General features: G+C 66.0%; 17 protein-coding genes. 6 read left to right on the top strand and 11 right to left on the bottom strand.

The features are described 5' to 3' along the window. Positions 1 to 4: 4 nt before the first annotated feature. Entirely contained in the window at positions 5 to 856 is an 852-nt protein-coding gene (locus DN387_RS20335; RefSeq protein WP_054915144.1) for an STAS domain-containing protein, read from the bottom strand. A gap of 101 nt (positions 857 to 957) precedes the next feature. After that, on the bottom strand, positions 958 to 1,218 hold the full coding sequence (locus tag DN387_RS20330) for a hypothetical protein (RefSeq protein ID WP_054915143.1): 261 nt from the start codon (positions 1,216 to 1,218) through the stop codon (positions 958 to 960). Between the two features lie 117 nt (positions 1,219 to 1,335). Here DN387_RS20330 and DN387_RS20325 point away from each other — a divergent pair, with 117 nt between their 5' ends. The 3 genes from DN387_RS20325 to DN387_RS20315 all read left to right on the top strand — a co-directional run bounded on the left by DN387_RS20325 (position 1,336) and on the right by DN387_RS20315 (position 2,502). Continuing rightward, positions 1,336 to 1,656 (top strand): YbjQ family protein, encoded by a 321-nt coding sequence (locus DN387_RS20325; protein ID WP_043859777.1) that lies wholly within the window; start codon positions 1,336 to 1,338, stop codon positions 1,654 to 1,656. 138 nt (positions 1,657 to 1,794) lie between these two features. Next, complete coding sequence (locus DN387_RS20320; RefSeq protein WP_043859776.1) at positions 1,795 to 1,983, top strand: hypothetical protein; 189 nt, start codon at positions 1,795 to 1,797, stop codon at positions 1,981 to 1,983. Between the two features lie 216 nt (positions 1,984 to 2,199). Beyond that, positions 2,200 to 2,502 (top strand): hypothetical protein, encoded by a 303-nt coding sequence (locus DN387_RS20315; RefSeq protein WP_043859775.1) that lies wholly within the window; start codon positions 2,200 to 2,202, stop codon positions 2,500 to 2,502. 133 nt (positions 2,503 to 2,635) lie between these two features. On the opposite strand, the gene DN387_RS20310 is transcribed toward DN387_RS20315, so the two are convergent. Next, positions 2,636 to 2,965: a hypothetical protein gene (locus DN387_RS20310; RefSeq protein ID WP_043859774.1), complete on the bottom strand. Its 330-nt coding sequence runs from the start codon at positions 2,963 to 2,965 to the stop codon at positions 2,636 to 2,638. 439 nt (positions 2,966 to 3,404) lie between these two features. Between DN387_RS20310 and DN387_RS20305 the strand changes: the two genes are divergently transcribed. Then, positions 3,405 to 4,895 (top strand): DASS family sodium-coupled anion symporter, encoded by a 1,491-nt coding sequence (locus DN387_RS20305; protein WP_054915142.1) that lies wholly within the window; start codon positions 3,405 to 3,407, stop codon positions 4,893 to 4,895. A gap of 66 nt (positions 4,896 to 4,961) precedes the next feature. On the opposite strand, the gene DN387_RS20300 is transcribed toward DN387_RS20305, so the two are convergent. The 8 genes from DN387_RS20300 to DN387_RS20265 form a co-directional block, all read right to left on the bottom strand. Further along, positions 4,962 to 5,510, bottom strand: coding sequence for a cupin domain-containing protein (locus DN387_RS20300; RefSeq protein ID WP_043859772.1), 549 nt, complete (start codon positions 5,508 to 5,510; stop codon positions 4,962 to 4,964). A 62-nt stretch (positions 5,511 to 5,572) separates the two neighbouring features. Continuing rightward, positions 5,573 to 6,769, bottom strand: coding sequence for an MFS transporter (locus tag DN387_RS20295; RefSeq protein ID WP_054915141.1), 1,197 nt, complete (start codon positions 6,767 to 6,769; stop codon positions 5,573 to 5,575). Between the two features lie 113 nt (positions 6,770 to 6,882). Continuing rightward, a complete protein-coding gene (locus DN387_RS20290; protein ID WP_254506282.1) occupies positions 6,883 to 9,315 on the bottom strand; it encodes a TonB-dependent siderophore receptor in 2,433 nt (810 codons plus the stop codon). A gap of 205 nt (positions 9,316 to 9,520) precedes the next feature. Next, on the bottom strand, positions 9,521 to 10,471 hold the full coding sequence (locus tag DN387_RS20285) for a FecR domain-containing protein (RefSeq protein WP_054915139.1): 951 nt from the start codon (positions 10,469 to 10,471) through the stop codon (positions 9,521 to 9,523). Next, positions 10,468 to 10,998: a sigma-70 family RNA polymerase sigma factor gene (locus DN387_RS20280; RefSeq protein WP_054915138.1), complete on the bottom strand. Its 531-nt coding sequence runs from the start codon at positions 10,996 to 10,998 to the stop codon at positions 10,468 to 10,470. The genes DN387_RS20285 and DN387_RS20280 overlap by 4 nt, the downstream gene beginning before the upstream one ends. Before the next feature lie 195 nt (positions 10,999 to 11,193). Next, positions 11,194 to 12,450: an OprD family porin gene (locus DN387_RS20275; protein ID WP_054915137.1), complete on the bottom strand. Its 1,257-nt coding sequence runs from the start codon at positions 12,448 to 12,450 to the stop codon at positions 11,194 to 11,196. Positions 12,451 to 12,622: 172 nt separating this feature from the next. Then, on the bottom strand, positions 12,623 to 13,150 hold the full coding sequence (locus tag DN387_RS20270; RefSeq protein ID WP_054915136.1) for a cytochrome b: 528 nt from the start codon (positions 13,148 to 13,150) through the stop codon (positions 12,623 to 12,625). Then, positions 13,147 to 14,190, bottom strand: coding sequence for a catalase family peroxidase (locus tag DN387_RS20265; RefSeq protein ID WP_054915135.1), 1,044 nt, complete (start codon positions 14,188 to 14,190; stop codon positions 13,147 to 13,149). The genes DN387_RS20270 and DN387_RS20265 overlap by 4 nt, the downstream gene beginning before the upstream one ends. 131 nt (positions 14,191 to 14,321) lie before the next feature. Here DN387_RS20265 and DN387_RS20260 point away from each other — a divergent pair, with 131 nt between their 5' ends. Both DN387_RS20260 and DN387_RS20255 read left to right on the top strand, forming a co-directional pair. Then, the gene (locus DN387_RS20260; protein WP_054915134.1) at positions 14,322 to 14,831 is read left to right on the top strand and encodes a sigma-70 family RNA polymerase sigma factor; all 510 of its coding nucleotides are present in this window, start codon (positions 14,322 to 14,324) and stop codon (positions 14,829 to 14,831) included. Continuing rightward, positions 14,828 to 15,035, top strand: a 208-nt coding sequence (locus DN387_RS20255; RefSeq protein ID WP_368044654.1) for an anti-sigma factor, incomplete at its 3' end; no start/stop codon positions are given. The genes DN387_RS20260 and DN387_RS20255, both read left to right, overlap by 4 nt.

The raw sequence follows: 15,035 nt of genomic DNA, 5'->3' as shown, positions 1-15,035 counted from the left end.
GGCTTCAGCCCGCCTTGGCGACGGACAGGCCCAGGCGATGCAGGGCCAGCTTCAGGGCGTCGGCCAGGTTGGCCTTGGTCACCACGCCCTGCAGGTCCAGGCCCAGGTGCACGATGGTCTGGGCGATCTGCGGGCGTACACCGCTGATGATGCAGTCGGCGCCCATCAGGCGGATGGCGGTCACGGTCTTGAGCAGGTGCTGGGCCACCAGGGTATCGACGGTGGGCACACCGGTGATGTCGATGATGGCGATTTCAGAGCCGGTGTCGACGATGCGCTGCAGCAGCGATTCCATCACCACCTGGGTGCGTTGCGAGTCCAGGGTGCCGATCATCGGCAGTGCGAGTACGCCGTCCCACAGCTTGACCACCGGGGTGGACAGCTCCAGCAGTTCTTCCTGCTGGCGCTTGATCACCGCCTCGCGGGATTTCTGGAAGGTGCGGATGGTGTGCAGGCCCAGGGCATCGAGCAGTTCGGACACCTGCAGCAGCTGGTTGGCCAGTTGCGCCGGCTGCTCGCTGTATTCGCGCTGCAGCAGGGCGAACAGCGGGCCCTTGAGGGAGAAGATGAAGGTGGCGGTCTGCTGCGAGTCCTGGCCGAGCAGGGCGCGGCTATGGGAGAGCTTTTCCAGGAACAGGCGCACCTCGTCCCAGGCACCGGCGTTGAGGTTGCTGGCATCGCCGTTCTGCAGGCCGGCGTGCAGCAGGTCGAGAAACTCTTCGGTCTGGCGCTTGAGGTCGTCGGCCTTGAGGTTGCGCGTGGCACCCGACGCGTCCAGCCCGGCCAGCCATTCGGCTACCAGGGAGGCCTGGTGGGTGCGGATGGCGGTGAGGGTGACAGGTTGCAGTGCAGCCATTTGGACAAGCTCCTGAGCAGGGTAGGTAAGGCACATGCGCATCTGAGTGTGCAGGCCTGATTCTAGTTCGATATTGCCTTCATCAAATTTTTTGCAGGCCCTCAGCTCCCGCTGGCGGGGCGCGGTTGCAGCATCGGGTCGTAGGGGTTGAGCTGGCGCAGCGACTCGAGCAGGGCATTGGCTGTGTCCACCTGCCGGGCCTGTTGCAGATAATGCATCAAGGCCAGCCGAACATCACGGTTAAACGGTTGTTGTTGCAGGCTGCTCCACAGTTGTTGCATTGCCGGCTCGCGCTGCCCCTGATCGTGCAGGGCCACCGCCAGCACATACCCGTAGCCGGCGTTCTGCGGGGCCAGCTGCACGGTTGCGCTTCTGACAGGAGCCAGCCTTGCCAGCGAGGTAGGGCGGCGAAAGTGCGGGTTTGTTACCATCGCGTTCTTTTGGTCGGGGCATGCCCCGACAACGCTCAGGAGTACGCAATGATCCTCACCACCACTGGCACTGTCGAAGGGCGCGAAGTCGCGGCCTACCTGGATGTAGTCAGCGCCGAATCGGTGCAGGGCATCAACGTGGTACGCGACATCTTCACCAGCTTTCGCGACTTTTTCGGCGGCCGTTCGCAAACCCTGGAAAGCGCCCTGAAAGAAGCGCGCATCCAGGCCACCGACGAAATCCGCCAGCGCGCCCGCAGCCTGCAGGCCGATGCAGTGATCGGCCTGGATTACGAAATCAGCATGCCGTCGGCCCGTGGCGGCATGGTGGTGGTGTTCGTCACCGGCACCGCGGTCAAACTCAGGTAGCCATAGGCCACTGGTCGGGTGCGACAATAAGTGACCAGGCAGTCTTCAAATGTCCGGCTAGTCTCTGAAAGCAACAGGTCACTATTTCCTAGGCATTCATCTGCGTGCCGGTAGTGATCCACAGCAGGGGAGCCGGGTATGAAGGAATCGTATTTCGAAGACGATGGTGACGAGTTTCCCATCAACAGCCAGGTGCGTTGCGGGCAAGCAGCGTTCCAGCTGGGGTTTGCCAACATGACCCTGGAAGACGCGCCGGTACGTGTGCGCTCCACGGTGCCACCGCGCAGCGAGCGCCGCCGGTTTCTGCCGGGCCTGCGCAAGAAGTAGCCACGACGCCGAAGAGGCCCCGCCATCCAGCCTGTGCTGCGGTGTGTGGGGCTTTTTCATGCGGGTTGTAGGCTATTTCGCAAACAGACGACCGGTACGCTGAATCTGCCGTTTTATGCGGCTTTCTTGACCTCGCTCAATGGGGCGACGGCTGTCGCTAGCCCCCTTGGCGGTTGTATGCCTTACTGTCGGTTCGAACGAACAAGGAGCAGTGCGATGCGCATCAGGGAAGAGACTTATTGGGCGTGGGCCGACTCTCAGCTGCACAGCCGCAGCCATGACGAAGAACTCAGCGATGGCACCAGCATCGACGTGCAGGTGCGGTTGTCGCGCACCGGGGCCACGCAGATGTTCCTGGGGGTGTACGGGCGCCGGGGCAAGGCGCTGTTCGAGGAGTACTACCCCTCGTGCCCGGGTGAAACCATGAGCCGTGCGCTGGTGCGCGGTGTGGACCGGGCCCGGGCGTTGGCCACCGACGCCGTGCCGATGGAGCACCCGCGGTTTCGTCGTCAGGCCTGATGCCTGCGGTTACGCCCTGTCGTGGCGCACAGGGAATGTGCGCAGACGGTGGGGCGAGCCGGAGCCGCGATGAGGCGATAAAGGCACGCATGAAAAAGGCGACCCGAAGGTCGCCTTTTTCAATTCGTCTGGCTCAGCACAGCCGGTCGATCACCTTCACGTCCTGGCGCTCGCGGATGGCGGGCCATTCCTGTTGCAGGGTCTCCAGCACCTTGGCGACAAACGCGGTGTCTGCCGCTGCCTTCTTGCCGACGTAGCCCTTGCCACGGCGGAACATCCTGAAACGGGCGCGCATTTCACGCTTCGCATCGATCGCCTCTTCGACAGTGTGCGGCGGCATCTTGTCGATGTGCACGTCACCTGTGGCACTGACCCACAGCAGGTGGTCATCGAGGCTGTCCTTGCGGGCAGCGAACAGCTGAGCCAATTGGTCGATGGTGGGTTGGTTGTTCAAGTTGATCATAAAGCCCCCTATTACCTATTCGTCGTTGGTGAGTTCAAACCTGCGCTACTTCATGTAGCGATCTACCAAGGCTGCTACAGCAGCGTCGCAACAGGGGCTTTCTTCACTCTGCCTTTTGGACAGTCCCTCTCCACGGACAGCCCGAAACCGCTCGAACTGTCTGGAACACCCTTTGCCAGCGCTCCCGATCAGGGAGACGGCCTCATCATGCAAGGGGCAACGAATGCCGTCAATAGGTTTTGTAGTGATTTTTTTTATTCACTACAAATGACCGGTCAGTCTTTTTCGAGCTTACGGGTCGCCGCGCCACAGGCTGTTGGAATGTCCTACAAAGCGCTCTGGTCAGGGCGTCTTGGCCATGTATTGACCCGGGTCAGCGCGTACCGGCCAGGCGCTGGGGATGATAGGGGCCTGTTTTGTTGCCAAAGAAGTCCTGCCCATGAGTACCCCCGCCAATCCTCCCGCAGCGCCTGGCGCTCAACCCCTGTTGCCCGTGGGCCTGCTGCTGGGCATCGTCGCGCTGGTCGGCGTGCTGCTGTTGCCGCTGCCGGCCGACCTGCCGGTGGCCGGTCACCGCGTGCTGGCGATCCTGGCCTTTGCGGTGGTGATCTGGATCACCGAGGCGGTGTCGTACGAAGCCAGTGCGATCATGATCACCTCGCTGCTGGCATTTTTGCTGGGCACCGCACCGACCCTTGCCGACCCGTCGGTGATCTACGGCTCGTCGGCAGCCGTGAGCATGGCCCTGACGGGCTTTGCCAACCCGGCATTGGCACTGGTGGTGGGGGCCCTGTTCATCGCAGCGGCGATGACCCACACCGGGCTGGACCGGCGCATCGCGCTGGTCACGCTCAACCGTGTGGGCGTGAGCACCCGACGCATTCTGCTGGGGGCGATGGTGGTGATCATCCTGCTCAGCCTGGTGGTGCCCAGTGCCACGGCGCGCAGTGCCTGCGTGGTGCCGATCATGATGGGCGTGATCGCCGCGTTCGGTGTGAACAAGCGCTCCAACATCGCCGCCGGCATCATGATCATCGTGGCCCAGGGCACCAGCATCTGGAACATCGGCATCCAGACCGCAGCCGCGCAGAACCTGCTGACGGTCGGCTTCATGGACAAGATGCTCGGTGCACGGGTGTCATGGATCGACTGGCTGATCGCCGGGGCGCCGTGGGCGTTGATCATGTCGGTGGTGCTGATCGTGCTGGTGCTCAGGATGCTGCCCCCCGAGAGCGACAGCATTCCCGGCGGCAAGGCGGCGGTAGCCGAGCAGTTGCAGGCGCTGGGGCCGATGAGCGGGGCGCAGAAGCGTCTGCTGGGGGTGTCGCTGCTGTTGCTGCTGGCCTGGGCCACCGAGGGCAAGCTGCATCACTTCGACACCACCTCGACCACCTACGCCGGGTTGGTGCTGCTGTTGCTGCCGCGCTTCGGGGTGATGACCTGGAAGGATGTGCAGGCGCGTATTCCGTGGGGCACGGTGATCGTGTTCGGCGTCGGCATCAGCCTGGGCACCACCCTGTTGACCACCCAGGCCGGGCAATGGCTGGGCGGGCAGGTGGTGGCCAATACCGGGCTGGATCAATTGGGCACGCTGGGGGTGTTTTCGATTCTGGCGGCGTTTCTGATCGTGATCCACCTGGGCTTTGCCAGTGCCACGGCGCTGACCTCGGCGCTGCTGCCGATACTGATCGCGGTGCTGCAGACCTTGCCGGGGGATTTCAGCCGCCTGGGCATGACCATGGTGCTGGGGTTTGTGGTCAGCTACGGGTTCATCCTGCCGATCAACGCACCGCAGAACATGGTGTGCCTGGGTACCGAAACCTTCAACGCGCGGCAGTTTGCCAAGGTCGGAATCGTGGTGACGCTGGTGGGGTACGGGTTGATGCTGGTGTTCGCCGCAACCTGGTGGCACTGGCTGGGCTGGATGTAGAAGGGCCGTTGCAAGCGGCAAGCGGCAAGCGAGGCCGAGCCAGCTTGCCGCTTGCAGCGATGCTCATCAGAAGTTCGCCGGGGTGTTGGCGCTGATGATCTCGGCTTCGTCCTGGCCGATGTTCTTGAAGCTGTGGGGCAGGGTGGTGGGGAAGTAGTAGCCGTCGCCGGAGTTCAGCACGCTGACCTGGCCGTCTACCCGCAACTCGATGGTGCCACGGGTCACCAGGCCGCATTCCTCGCCCTCGGTGTGCACGATCGGCTCTTCGCCGGAGTCGGCGCCCGGCGCATAAAGCTCGCGCAGCATGCGCATCTGCCGACCTTCGACACTGGCGCCGACCAGCAGCATGCGCAAGCCACCACTGCCCAGGTCGGGCTGCTCGTTGGCGCGGAACACGAAGCGTTCTTCGCGCGGCGGTTCGTCGAAACTGAAGAACTCCGCCAACGACATCGGGATGCCTTCCAGCAGCTTTTTCAACGAGCTCACCGATGGGCTGACGCGGTTCTGCTCGATCTGTGAAATCGTCGAGTTGGTCAGGCCGCTGCGCCTGGCCAGCTCCCGTTGCGAGAGCTTGGTGCGTTCACGTACCAGTTTGAGTCGTGTCCCCGTGTCCATAGCCGCCTTGATGTCAAAAATAATGGGCGACGCATTAAAACACATTCCGTCGCCGAACCCGCCTACTGGCGTGCAGGCACCGGCCACAAGGCGATCAACAGCAGCAGCAAGGCGGCCATCAGGTACGGCAGGCGCGGGTCCAGGGCGTAGATCAGGGTGCCGGCCAGCGGCCCGATCACCGTGCCCAGGGCCTGTGCCGCGCCCACAGAGCCTGCGGTCGCGCCCTGTTCACCGGCATCCACCGCGTTCGCCGCCAGCGCCTGGAACGCCGGGAACACCCAGCCCATGCCGGCCGCAGCGACGAAGTAGCACGCCCACAGCATGCCCACGCTGTCGGCCAGGGCGCCGCTGGCAAAACCCAGCGCACTGATGCAGCCGCCCACGCGGATCATGCGCAGCGGCGGCCATTGCAGCTTGCTCACCAGCACCTGCGAGAAGATCAGCGCCGCACCCACCATGGTCAGGGCAATGCCCGCCGCCTGGGCGGCATCGGCAGGCGCCAGGCCCAGGCGGTCAAGGGCAAAGAAGCCTACGGTGATCTGCGCCAGCGACACGCACAGCATCGCCACGAAGGCCACCGTGAGCGGGCGAAGCAGGCGCGGGTCGGTCAGGCTGACGGGGCGGGGCGGTTGCCTCAGGTGCAGCTCCTGACCCTTGAGCTTGAACTGCAGTACCAGCAATGCCAGCAGTGGCAGCACCGACATCGCATAGAACGGCAGGCTCAGGCTGTGGCGCGCCAGCAGCGCGGCCAGTGCCGGGCCCATCACCAGGCCCACGGCGTTCGCCGCACCCAGCGAGGCCATGGCGCGGGCGCGCTGTTGCGGTTGCATGTTGTCGGCAATCAGCGCGGCGCAGCCGACCGGCAGGGCGGCATAGAACGCACCGATCAGGCCGCGGCCGATCACCAGCGCGGCAAAGGCCAGGGAGGAGGCCGGCAGGTAGCGCAGCGCGCCATCGATGAACAGGCACAGGGCCCAATAGGCCAGGGTGAACCCCGCAGTGCCCACCAGCAGCACCCGGCGTCGACCGAAGCGGTCGCTGGCCCGGCCCCAGGGGCGCGCCAGCAGCATCCACACCACCCCGGCTACCGTGACCGCCGCCCCCGCCTGCCAGGCTGCCAGGCCCAGCACCCGGGCGATGGGGCCGATCAGGGCGACGAAGGCCATCATCGCCATGGTGCAGGCCATGTTGACCACCATCAGCGGACGCAGGTCGAAGGCGGGGGTTTTGAGCAGCGGGGGTTGCTGGGCGGTGTTCATGGCTATCCAAGGCAGAGGAGCAGGGCGGCCATTGTGCCGCAGCTGTCCCCAAGGCTAAAGCCTGTAAACGATAGTAATAATCATTTAATTGACTTCAGCCTTGTTGCTGTGGGTTAGAAGTCGCCTTGCAGGGTCACCATCAGGTTGCGCGGCTCGCCATAGAAGTTGCCCCAGCCAGCGGCGCCGACGCTGCTGTAGTAGTGCTTGTCGAACAGGTTGTTGCCGTTGAGGGCCAGGCTCCAGTTGTCATCCAGGCGATAGCCGATGCGGGCGCTCCACAGGGCGTAGCCGGGCTGCACCATCTTGGTGTTGCGGTCCACGAAGTGGTTGGCACTCTGCGCGCTGACCCCGCCGCCCACGCTCCAGCGCTGCAGGGCGCCGTCCAGGTCGTAGTTGGTCCACACCCGCGCCATGTGCCTGGGCACGTAGCTGGCGGTGAAGGTGGCGTCCTGGCGGGTGTCGTCGATGCGCTTGAGGTATTCGACCTGGGTGTAGGTGTAGCCGGCCAGCACCTGCAGGCGCTCGATCAGCTCACCGCTCAGCTCGGCCTCGAAGCCCTGGGCGCGCACCTTGCCGCTGTCGGTGTAGCAGAAACCGTCGGACGACCCGCCGCATACCGTGTTGTAGTCAGCCTCGGCGCGACCCTGCTCGGTGTTGCGGAACAGGTTGAAGGCGCCATTGAGGCGACCCTGGTACCACTCGGCCTTGACCCCCACCTCATAGCTGGCACCGGTCTTGGGCTTGAGCGAGCTGCCGTCGGCCTTGGTGTAGGTGCTTTGCGGCTGGAAGATGTCGGCGTAGCTGGCGTACACCGACCAGGTGTCGTCCAGGTCGTAGATCAACGCGGCGAACGGCGTCACCTGGCCGTTTTCCTGGCTGCGGTTGCGCTGCCAGTAGTCCCAGGCCTGGGTGTAGCTGTCGCTGCTGTTGCGGTACCAGCTGACGCGGCTGCCGAGCACGGCGGTGAGGGGCTCGGCCAGCTTCAGGCGCAGGGTGGCGTAGGTGCCGAACTGACGGGTGTCGGAGGTCACCGGAATCGGCCCGCCGCGGTAGGACTCCTTCTCGTAGACCGAGTCACCCGGCTTGGGGATGTGCGGGTTGGGGTTGAACGGGTTCTGGGTGACGCCGTACAGCCCGGTCAGGTTGATCAGTTCGTAGCGGTCGCGGCCCTTGGAGCGGCTGGCGTTGGCGCCGACGATGATCTCGTGCTCCAGGCCCCAGGCCTGGAAATGGCCGTCCAGGTTGGCGTCGAAGCCGTAGTCGTCCTGGTCGTAGTCGAACAGCCCGGAGTACAGCTTCGAGGCGCCCTGGGTACTGCCCACCGGCACGGTGCCTTCGCCCATGGCGTATTGCATGTTCTGGTCGTTGTGGGTGTACATCGAGGCGACCTTGAGCGCCCAGTCTGCGTTGAAACGGTGGGTGAGGTCGGCGAACAGGCTGGTTCGCTCGCTGTCCCAGTGGTTCCACGACGCGCCCAGGCAGGTGGAGCGCGACAGCTTCAGGTCGCTGCCGTCGCTGTAGCGCGGCAGGCCCTGCCAGCAGGGCTTGGCGTCGAGCTTTTCGTAGGCCAGGCCCAGGCCCAGGGTGGTGTCCTCGTTCAGGTCGTAGTCCAGTGCGCCGTACACCACCTGGTCTTCGCGCTCGCCGATGTCGTAGAAGTACTTGCGGTCCTGCTGGGCCACCACGGCGCGCCCGCGCAGGGTGCCGGCGTCGTTGAGCGGGCCGCCGGTGTCGACCTGGGCGCGGTAGTTGTCCCAGGTGCCGGCCGACAGCGTGACGTGGGTGGCGGCCTTGTCCTGGCCGCGCTTGCGAATGAAGTTGACCCCGCCGGCCGAGCTGCCGGCGCCTTTCATCATGCCGGCGGCGCCGCGCATGATCTCGACGCGGTCGTAATAGGCCATGTCGCTGGAGAAGCTGTTGGCCTGCACGTAGTTGCCGCCCACATCCAGCGGTACGCCGTCGTACTGGTACTGGCCGACGATCATGAAGCCGCGCGAGTAGAAGTACTTGCCGCCCATGGGCGAGTCGTGAACGGTGATGCCGGGGGTTTTCTCCATCACCTGTTCGAGGCTGGTGAGGTTCTGTTCGTCCATCATCTTGCGCGTGATGACCGTGACCGACTGCGGGGTTTCGCGCAGCGAATGCTGACCCTTGCCGATGCTGACGCTGCGCACGGTGTAGCTGTCGGTGCTGTCGCCGGTGCTGCTGGTGCGGGTGCCGTCGACATTGGTGGCGCCTAGTTCCAGGGCGCCGTTGCTGCTGGGGGCCGGGCGCAGCGAGTAGCTGCCGTCGCCTTGTGGGAAAGCTTGCAGCCCGCTGCCGGCCAGGATGCGGCTGAGGCCGTCGAGGGTGGCGTACTGGCCTTGCAGGCCGGGGCTCTGCTTGCCGCGGGTGAGGGCGGCGTCGTAAGACAGGTTGAGGCTGCTGGCGGCGGCGAAGGCACCGAGCACGCTGGCCAGCGAACCGGCGGGAATGTTGTAGGCCGTGCGGCTGCTGCTGACTTCATCGGCCATCGCCGAGGGGGCTGGCAGCACGCTGGCGGCCATGGCGGCGGCCAGCAGGTGGGCGGGGAGCAGGCGGGGGGAACGGGGTGACATGGGGGCCTCGTCGGATGCAGAAGGGATGCGCGAAAGGGGGTGTTTCAGACAAGGCGGATGAGAATGAGAAAAGGTACCGCGGGATGAGGAATTTTTTTTGCTGCATCAAACACTGCGCTGTGCAGGTCAAGAGCCGGCCAGACAAGGCCGGCGCCTACATCACCCGCACCCAGTACCGACCATGCCGCTCGATTCGCAAATCGAACGAGCGCGCCAGCGCCGACAGCGCTGCATCACTGTCGGTCAACGAGAAGTTGCCCGACACACGCTGCTCTGCCAGCTGCGGCGCATAGGTCAGCAACCCCGGCCGGTACCGCCCCAGCTCGTCGAGCAGATCACCCAGCCGCCAGTTCTCCACCACCAGTTGCCCCAGGCTCCACGCCGCCTGGGCCGCCGACGCCAGCTGCGGGCTATCCACCCACTGATCACTGAACCCGCACGCCTGCCCGCTCTCCAGGCGCTGCGCCTCCCCCAGCAAGGGGCTGACCCGCACCGCATGCTCGAACACCTCGACCTCGCTGCGCCCGGCCTGCTGCGCCACGCTGAAGCGCGTGCCCAACGCCTGCACCACGCCCTGCGCGGTCTGCACCCGCAACGGCCGCTGCTGCACATCCTTGCCACTGGTAAGCAGGATGCGCCCGCGCACCAGCTGAATCAGCCGTTGCCGGCTGTCGAAGCGAATGTTCACCGCCGACGTCGTATCGAGCACCAGCTGGCTACCGTCGGCCAGGGTGACGCTGCGAATTTCACCCGTGCCACTGTGCACGTCCGCCAGCAACGCCTGCGCCGGAGTACTGCGGTAGCTGGCCCAGCCACCCAGCCCCAGCCCGGTCGCCAGCAGCAGCCCCTTGACCACGCCGCGGCGGGTCAGGCCCTGGGCTTCGGCACGCTTGAAGGCATCGAACGCCAGCCCACCCGGCACACTGGCCAGTTGCCCATGCAACTGCTCGACCCGGGCCCAGGCCCAGCCGTTCTGCGGGGCACTGTCCAACCATGCCCGCCAGGCCCGTTCCAGGCCGGGGCTGGCATCGCCGGCCATGCGCTGCACATGCCAGCGGGCGGCTTCCTTGAGCGCCTGGCGCTGCGCTTCGCGGTCGTTGCTCATGGCTGCTCGTCGAAGGCGAGCAGCAGGCAGCGCTCGGTGGTCTTGTACATGTACTTCTTCACCGAACTGAGCGAAACGCCCAGCGCCGTGGCGATTTCGCCATAGGTCATGCCCAGCCAGTTGGCCATCAGGAACGCCTGGCGCGCCTTGGCGCCGCACCCGGCCAGCAGGCGGTCGACTTCGCGCAGGGTCTCGAGAATCAGCAGGCGCTCTTCCAGCGAGATCTCCTCGTACACCGGCTGGGCGGCCAGGGCCTCGAGGTAGGCCTGTTCAAGCTTCTGGCGCCGGAAGTGGTCGATCATCACCCGCCGCGCCACGGTCGCCAGGTAGCTGCGCGGCTCGCGCAGCAGGCGCACCAGCTCCAGCGACTCGGACGAGGCGAGGATGCGCACGAAGGTGTCCTGCATCAGGTCGGCGGCGCGCTGCGGGCAGCTCAGGCGCCGGCGCAGCCAGTGCTGCAACCACAGGTGATGGTGCTGGTAGAGCTGGCCGACTTCGGCGTTGGCGGGTGAGGTGGGGGCGCTCATCCTGGCGACTTCCGGGGAAAAAGGATGCAGATGATAAGCATTCCCAAGAATGTTAGGAAGAGGGCAGGTGAAATAGCGCTGGGCGCATCGCGGGTCAAGCCCGCTCCCACGGGGTCTGCACCGTCCTGCAAGGCAGCGGTTTGGCTGTGGGCGGGCTTGCCCCCGCGAAAGGGCCGCCACGCGGCCCCTTGGCGATTACCACAACGCCAGCGTATACCCCACGATCAAGCGGTTCTCGTCGATATCGCTGGTCAACCCGCCACTGGAACGGAACGTCGCATTGCGCAATCGCACGCTCACGTTCTTCAGCGGCCCGCTCTGCACCACATAGGCGATGTCGGTGTCGCGCTCCCATTCCTTGCCGCCGCTCACCGTCGCGGTCTGGATATGGTTGCCATTCACATAGCGGGTCATGAAGCTCAGCCCCGGCAGCCCCAGCGCGGCGAAGTTGTAGTCGTAGCGCGCCTGCCACGCATCGGTTTCGGCCTTGGTGAACACATTCACCGTCACCAGGTTGACCGAGTACGGGTCCAGCCCCGGGTAGGCGAAGTCGCCGTCCCCCGAGAGGTTCTGGTAGCCCAGGCCGAATTTGTGCGCGCCCACGCCCAGGGTCAGCATGCCGTTGAAGAAGCGGTTGTCGATGCGCCCGCCGTCCACCCGCGCAGCGGAACGCAGGTTGGCGTTGCCTTGTTCGCGGGTGTCGAAGTAGCGCAGGTCGCTGCGCAGGCTCACGCCTTCGGCCAGCGGCAGGTCATGCACCAGCCCGGCGTAGTGCTGGCGGTAGAGGTCGTGCATCTGTGCGTAGTAGTAGCTCAGCGCCAGGTTGGGGCGCAGTGCGTAGGTGCCGCCTGCCAGGTCCAGGTGGCTGCTCTGGACACCGGCATAGCTCATCTGGTCGTTGCTCGAGGAGTCGCGCAGGTTCTGTTTTTCCAGGCGGCCCACGTTCAGGGTCAGGCCGTCGATGTCCTGCGAGGTCAGCAGGCTGCCGTTGTAGGTCGAGGGCAGCAGGCGCACGTCGTTGATCGAGGCAACCGGCAAGGTGGGCTGCAAGGTGCCGAGCTTGAGCACGCTCTTGCCCAGGCGCAGCTTGGCGGTCAGGCCCAGTTCGCTGTAGTCGTGCGCCGGCTCCTGGCTGGCGCCGAACGGCAGCAGGCCGGTGCCCCGGTGCGCCTTGCTGGAGTCGAGCTTCAGGCCCAGCTCGCCCAGCGCATCCAGGCCAACGCCCAGGGTGCCTTCGGTGTAACCCGATTCCATGCGCAGGATGAAGCCCTGGGCCCACTCCCGCGCCTGGCTCTGGGGCGCGGCGTGCTGGCGAAAGTCGCGGCTGAAATAGAAGTTGCGGGCCTCCAGGCTGGCCTTGCTGTCCTGGATGAAATCGGCCTGCACAAGCAACGGCGCAAGCGCGGCGCACAGGCCGGCGCTGGCCGTCAGGGGACGGCGGGAAAACGACATGCAATCTACCTTTTGTTGTTGTTCTGGCGGCAGCCGCTGCTGCGGTGCGGGCATATAATTAACATATTATCTTTTTGCCCCGAAAGCCTTTGCAGGCTTGCGAGCGAAAAAAGTTAACGTGTTAACGTTATGCCCGTTGCCAGGTAGGTTGCCTGTTGCTGCGCCGGCGCGCTCAGCGCCCCGGCCACATGCTGCGCAACACGCTATCGCGGCGGACAAAACCGTGCACCAGTGCGGCGGCGATATGCACCAGCACCGTGGCAAACAGCAGGTACGCCAGCCAGCCGTGCAGGGCGCGCAGCAGGGCGTACAGGCGCAGGTCGTGGGGCGCGATGGCCGGCAGTTGCCACGGCAGCGGGTAGCCACCGGCCGATTGCATGCCCCAGCCGATCAGCGGCATGCCCAGCATCAACCCGTACAGCAGCAGGTGCGAAGCCTTGGCGGCCCACTGCTGCAGGCGTGGCAGGTCGCTGGGCAGGGGCGGGGTGGCGTAACGCAGGCGTGTGGCGATGCGCAGCACCACCAGCACCAGCAGGGCCAGGCCGATGGCCTTGTGCAGGCTGACCAGCCAGGGGTGGCGGGGCGAGAGGTCGGCGACCATGCTCACGCCGACAAACAGCATCGCCAGGATCAACACGGCCATCAGCCAGTGCAGCAGGCGCGCCAACGGGTGGAAGCGGGTGGACGGGTGCAGGTTCATGGGTGGGCCCCCAGGGCGGTTTCGCGGCTGCGCCGGTTGAAGGATTCGGCATAGGCGGCCGAGCGGGCGGCCAGGATCGGGTCGGCCGAGGCCTGGATGCCGTCGGGCAGTATCAGCGGGTCGAAGTTCAGGTCACGGCATTCGCCCTGCTCGGGCGCATCGACGTGGTCGATCACCAGGGTGCCGGCATCGACCTGCTGGCGGGTGACGGGCCAGGGGCGCGCGGGGTCGTCCACCGGGTCGTCGGCGCCGGCCAGGGTCAGGCGCAGGGTCCAGCGCAGCGGGCCCTTGGCCAGGCGTTGCTGCAGGTCGTGCTGAAGGAAGTTCCTGTCGTCGACCTGGGCTGGCAACGGGGCGAAGTCGCTGTGCGGCTGCAGGCTCCAGCGCACGTATTGCACCTTGCCCGCCGCATCCACCAGGCGAAACGCGTTGATGCTGTTGAAGGCCGAGCTGGCAAAGCTGTCGGAGGGCTTGTAGTCCCTGGCCCACTGGCGGAAGGCGGCGCTTTCGGGATGCCTGGCGAAAAACGCCTGCAGGGCCGCCGGGTCCGGCTTGCCGGTGGCCGGGTCGGGCGTCGAGGCCAGCACCTGTTCGTAGAACCCTGCGGCATCGCTGACGGCCAGCACTGGCGGGGTGTTCATGCCGGTACGCCAGCGCTGACCGTCGTCGCTGCTGAACTGCAGCGCCAGGCTGCGGGTGGCGACACTGGCGTCGGCGCTGAACGGGTTGGCGCCGCCGATGGCGAAACGTCCGATCACCGGCACTCTGGATTGGCTGAACACCCGGGCCCGCGACCAGCTGGCCGCCTGGCCGCTGCTGTCGAAATAGCCGCTCACGCACAGGCCCTTGGCGTGATTCTTTCGATAGCCGGGGTAGTGCCCGGCCTGGGCCTCGAAGGTGTCGATGATGCGTTGCGGGGTCAGGCGCTGCGGGCCGATCCAGCCGGCAGCGTAGGCAAAGCTTGCGCCCAGGGCGGCGATACCCAGGCCGATGACGGCCAGGCGCAGGGTGCGGGCGCGACCGTTTAACGGAGTGCTCATGGCGGCGATCCGGTCAGTGAATGAGCCGGTACGACGCACCGCACCAGGTTTTATTCCACGCCGGCGGGAATAAATTTCGGCGGCGAGCGTCTGCCTCGTACACTGACTGCCAGCCGCCCAGAACCCCGACCATGAACGATCTTGATGACGACCAGTTGCGCGACATGCTCCAGCGCCTGCGCCGCTTTGCCTTGTGGCTGACCCGCGAGGCCAGCAGCGCCGACGACCTGGTGCAGGCCACGGTGGAGCGCGCCCTGAGCCGGCGCGGCCAGCAGCGTGGCGATGACAGCCTGCGCGCCTGGCTGTTCGCGATCCTGTACCGGCTGTTCATCGACGCCAAGCGCCGCGAGCGCCGGCATGCCCGCTGGCTGGCGTGGTTCGGGCGCGACGAGGCGGTGGGCAGCAGCACCGAGGATATCGTGCTCGCCGAGTCGGGCCTGGCCGCATTCGCGCGCCTGCCCACCGAGCAACGGGCACTGTTGCTGCTGGTGACTGTCGAGGGCCTGAGCTACAAGGAGGCCGCCCAGGCCCTGGACGTGCCCATTGGCACGGTGATGTCGCGCCTGTCGCGGGCGCGTGCGGCAATGCGAGAACTGGCCGAGGGCAATACGCCGCCCCCGGCATTGCGGAGGTTGAAATGAGCCGGCTGATCCCGTCCGAAGACGAGTTGCACGCCTATGTCGACGAACGCCTCGAGGCGGCGCGCCGCCGCGAGGTGGAACTGTACCTGGCAGCCCACCCCGAGCAGGCGGCGCGGGTCGAGGGCTGGCGCGCCGATGCACGCCTGCTGCGCACCGCCCTGGCCGGGCTGGCCGAGCAGCCCGCGAACCCGCGGCTCGACCCGG

Source organism: Pseudomonas sp. FBF18 (genome assembly GCF_024261405.1).
Lineage (GTDB): Bacteria > Pseudomonadota > Gammaproteobacteria > Pseudomonadales > Pseudomonadaceae > Aquipseudomonas > Aquipseudomonas palmensis.
The sequence above is the reverse complement of the archived record's forward strand: the minus strand, read 5'-3'. Positions and strand labels throughout refer to the sequence as shown.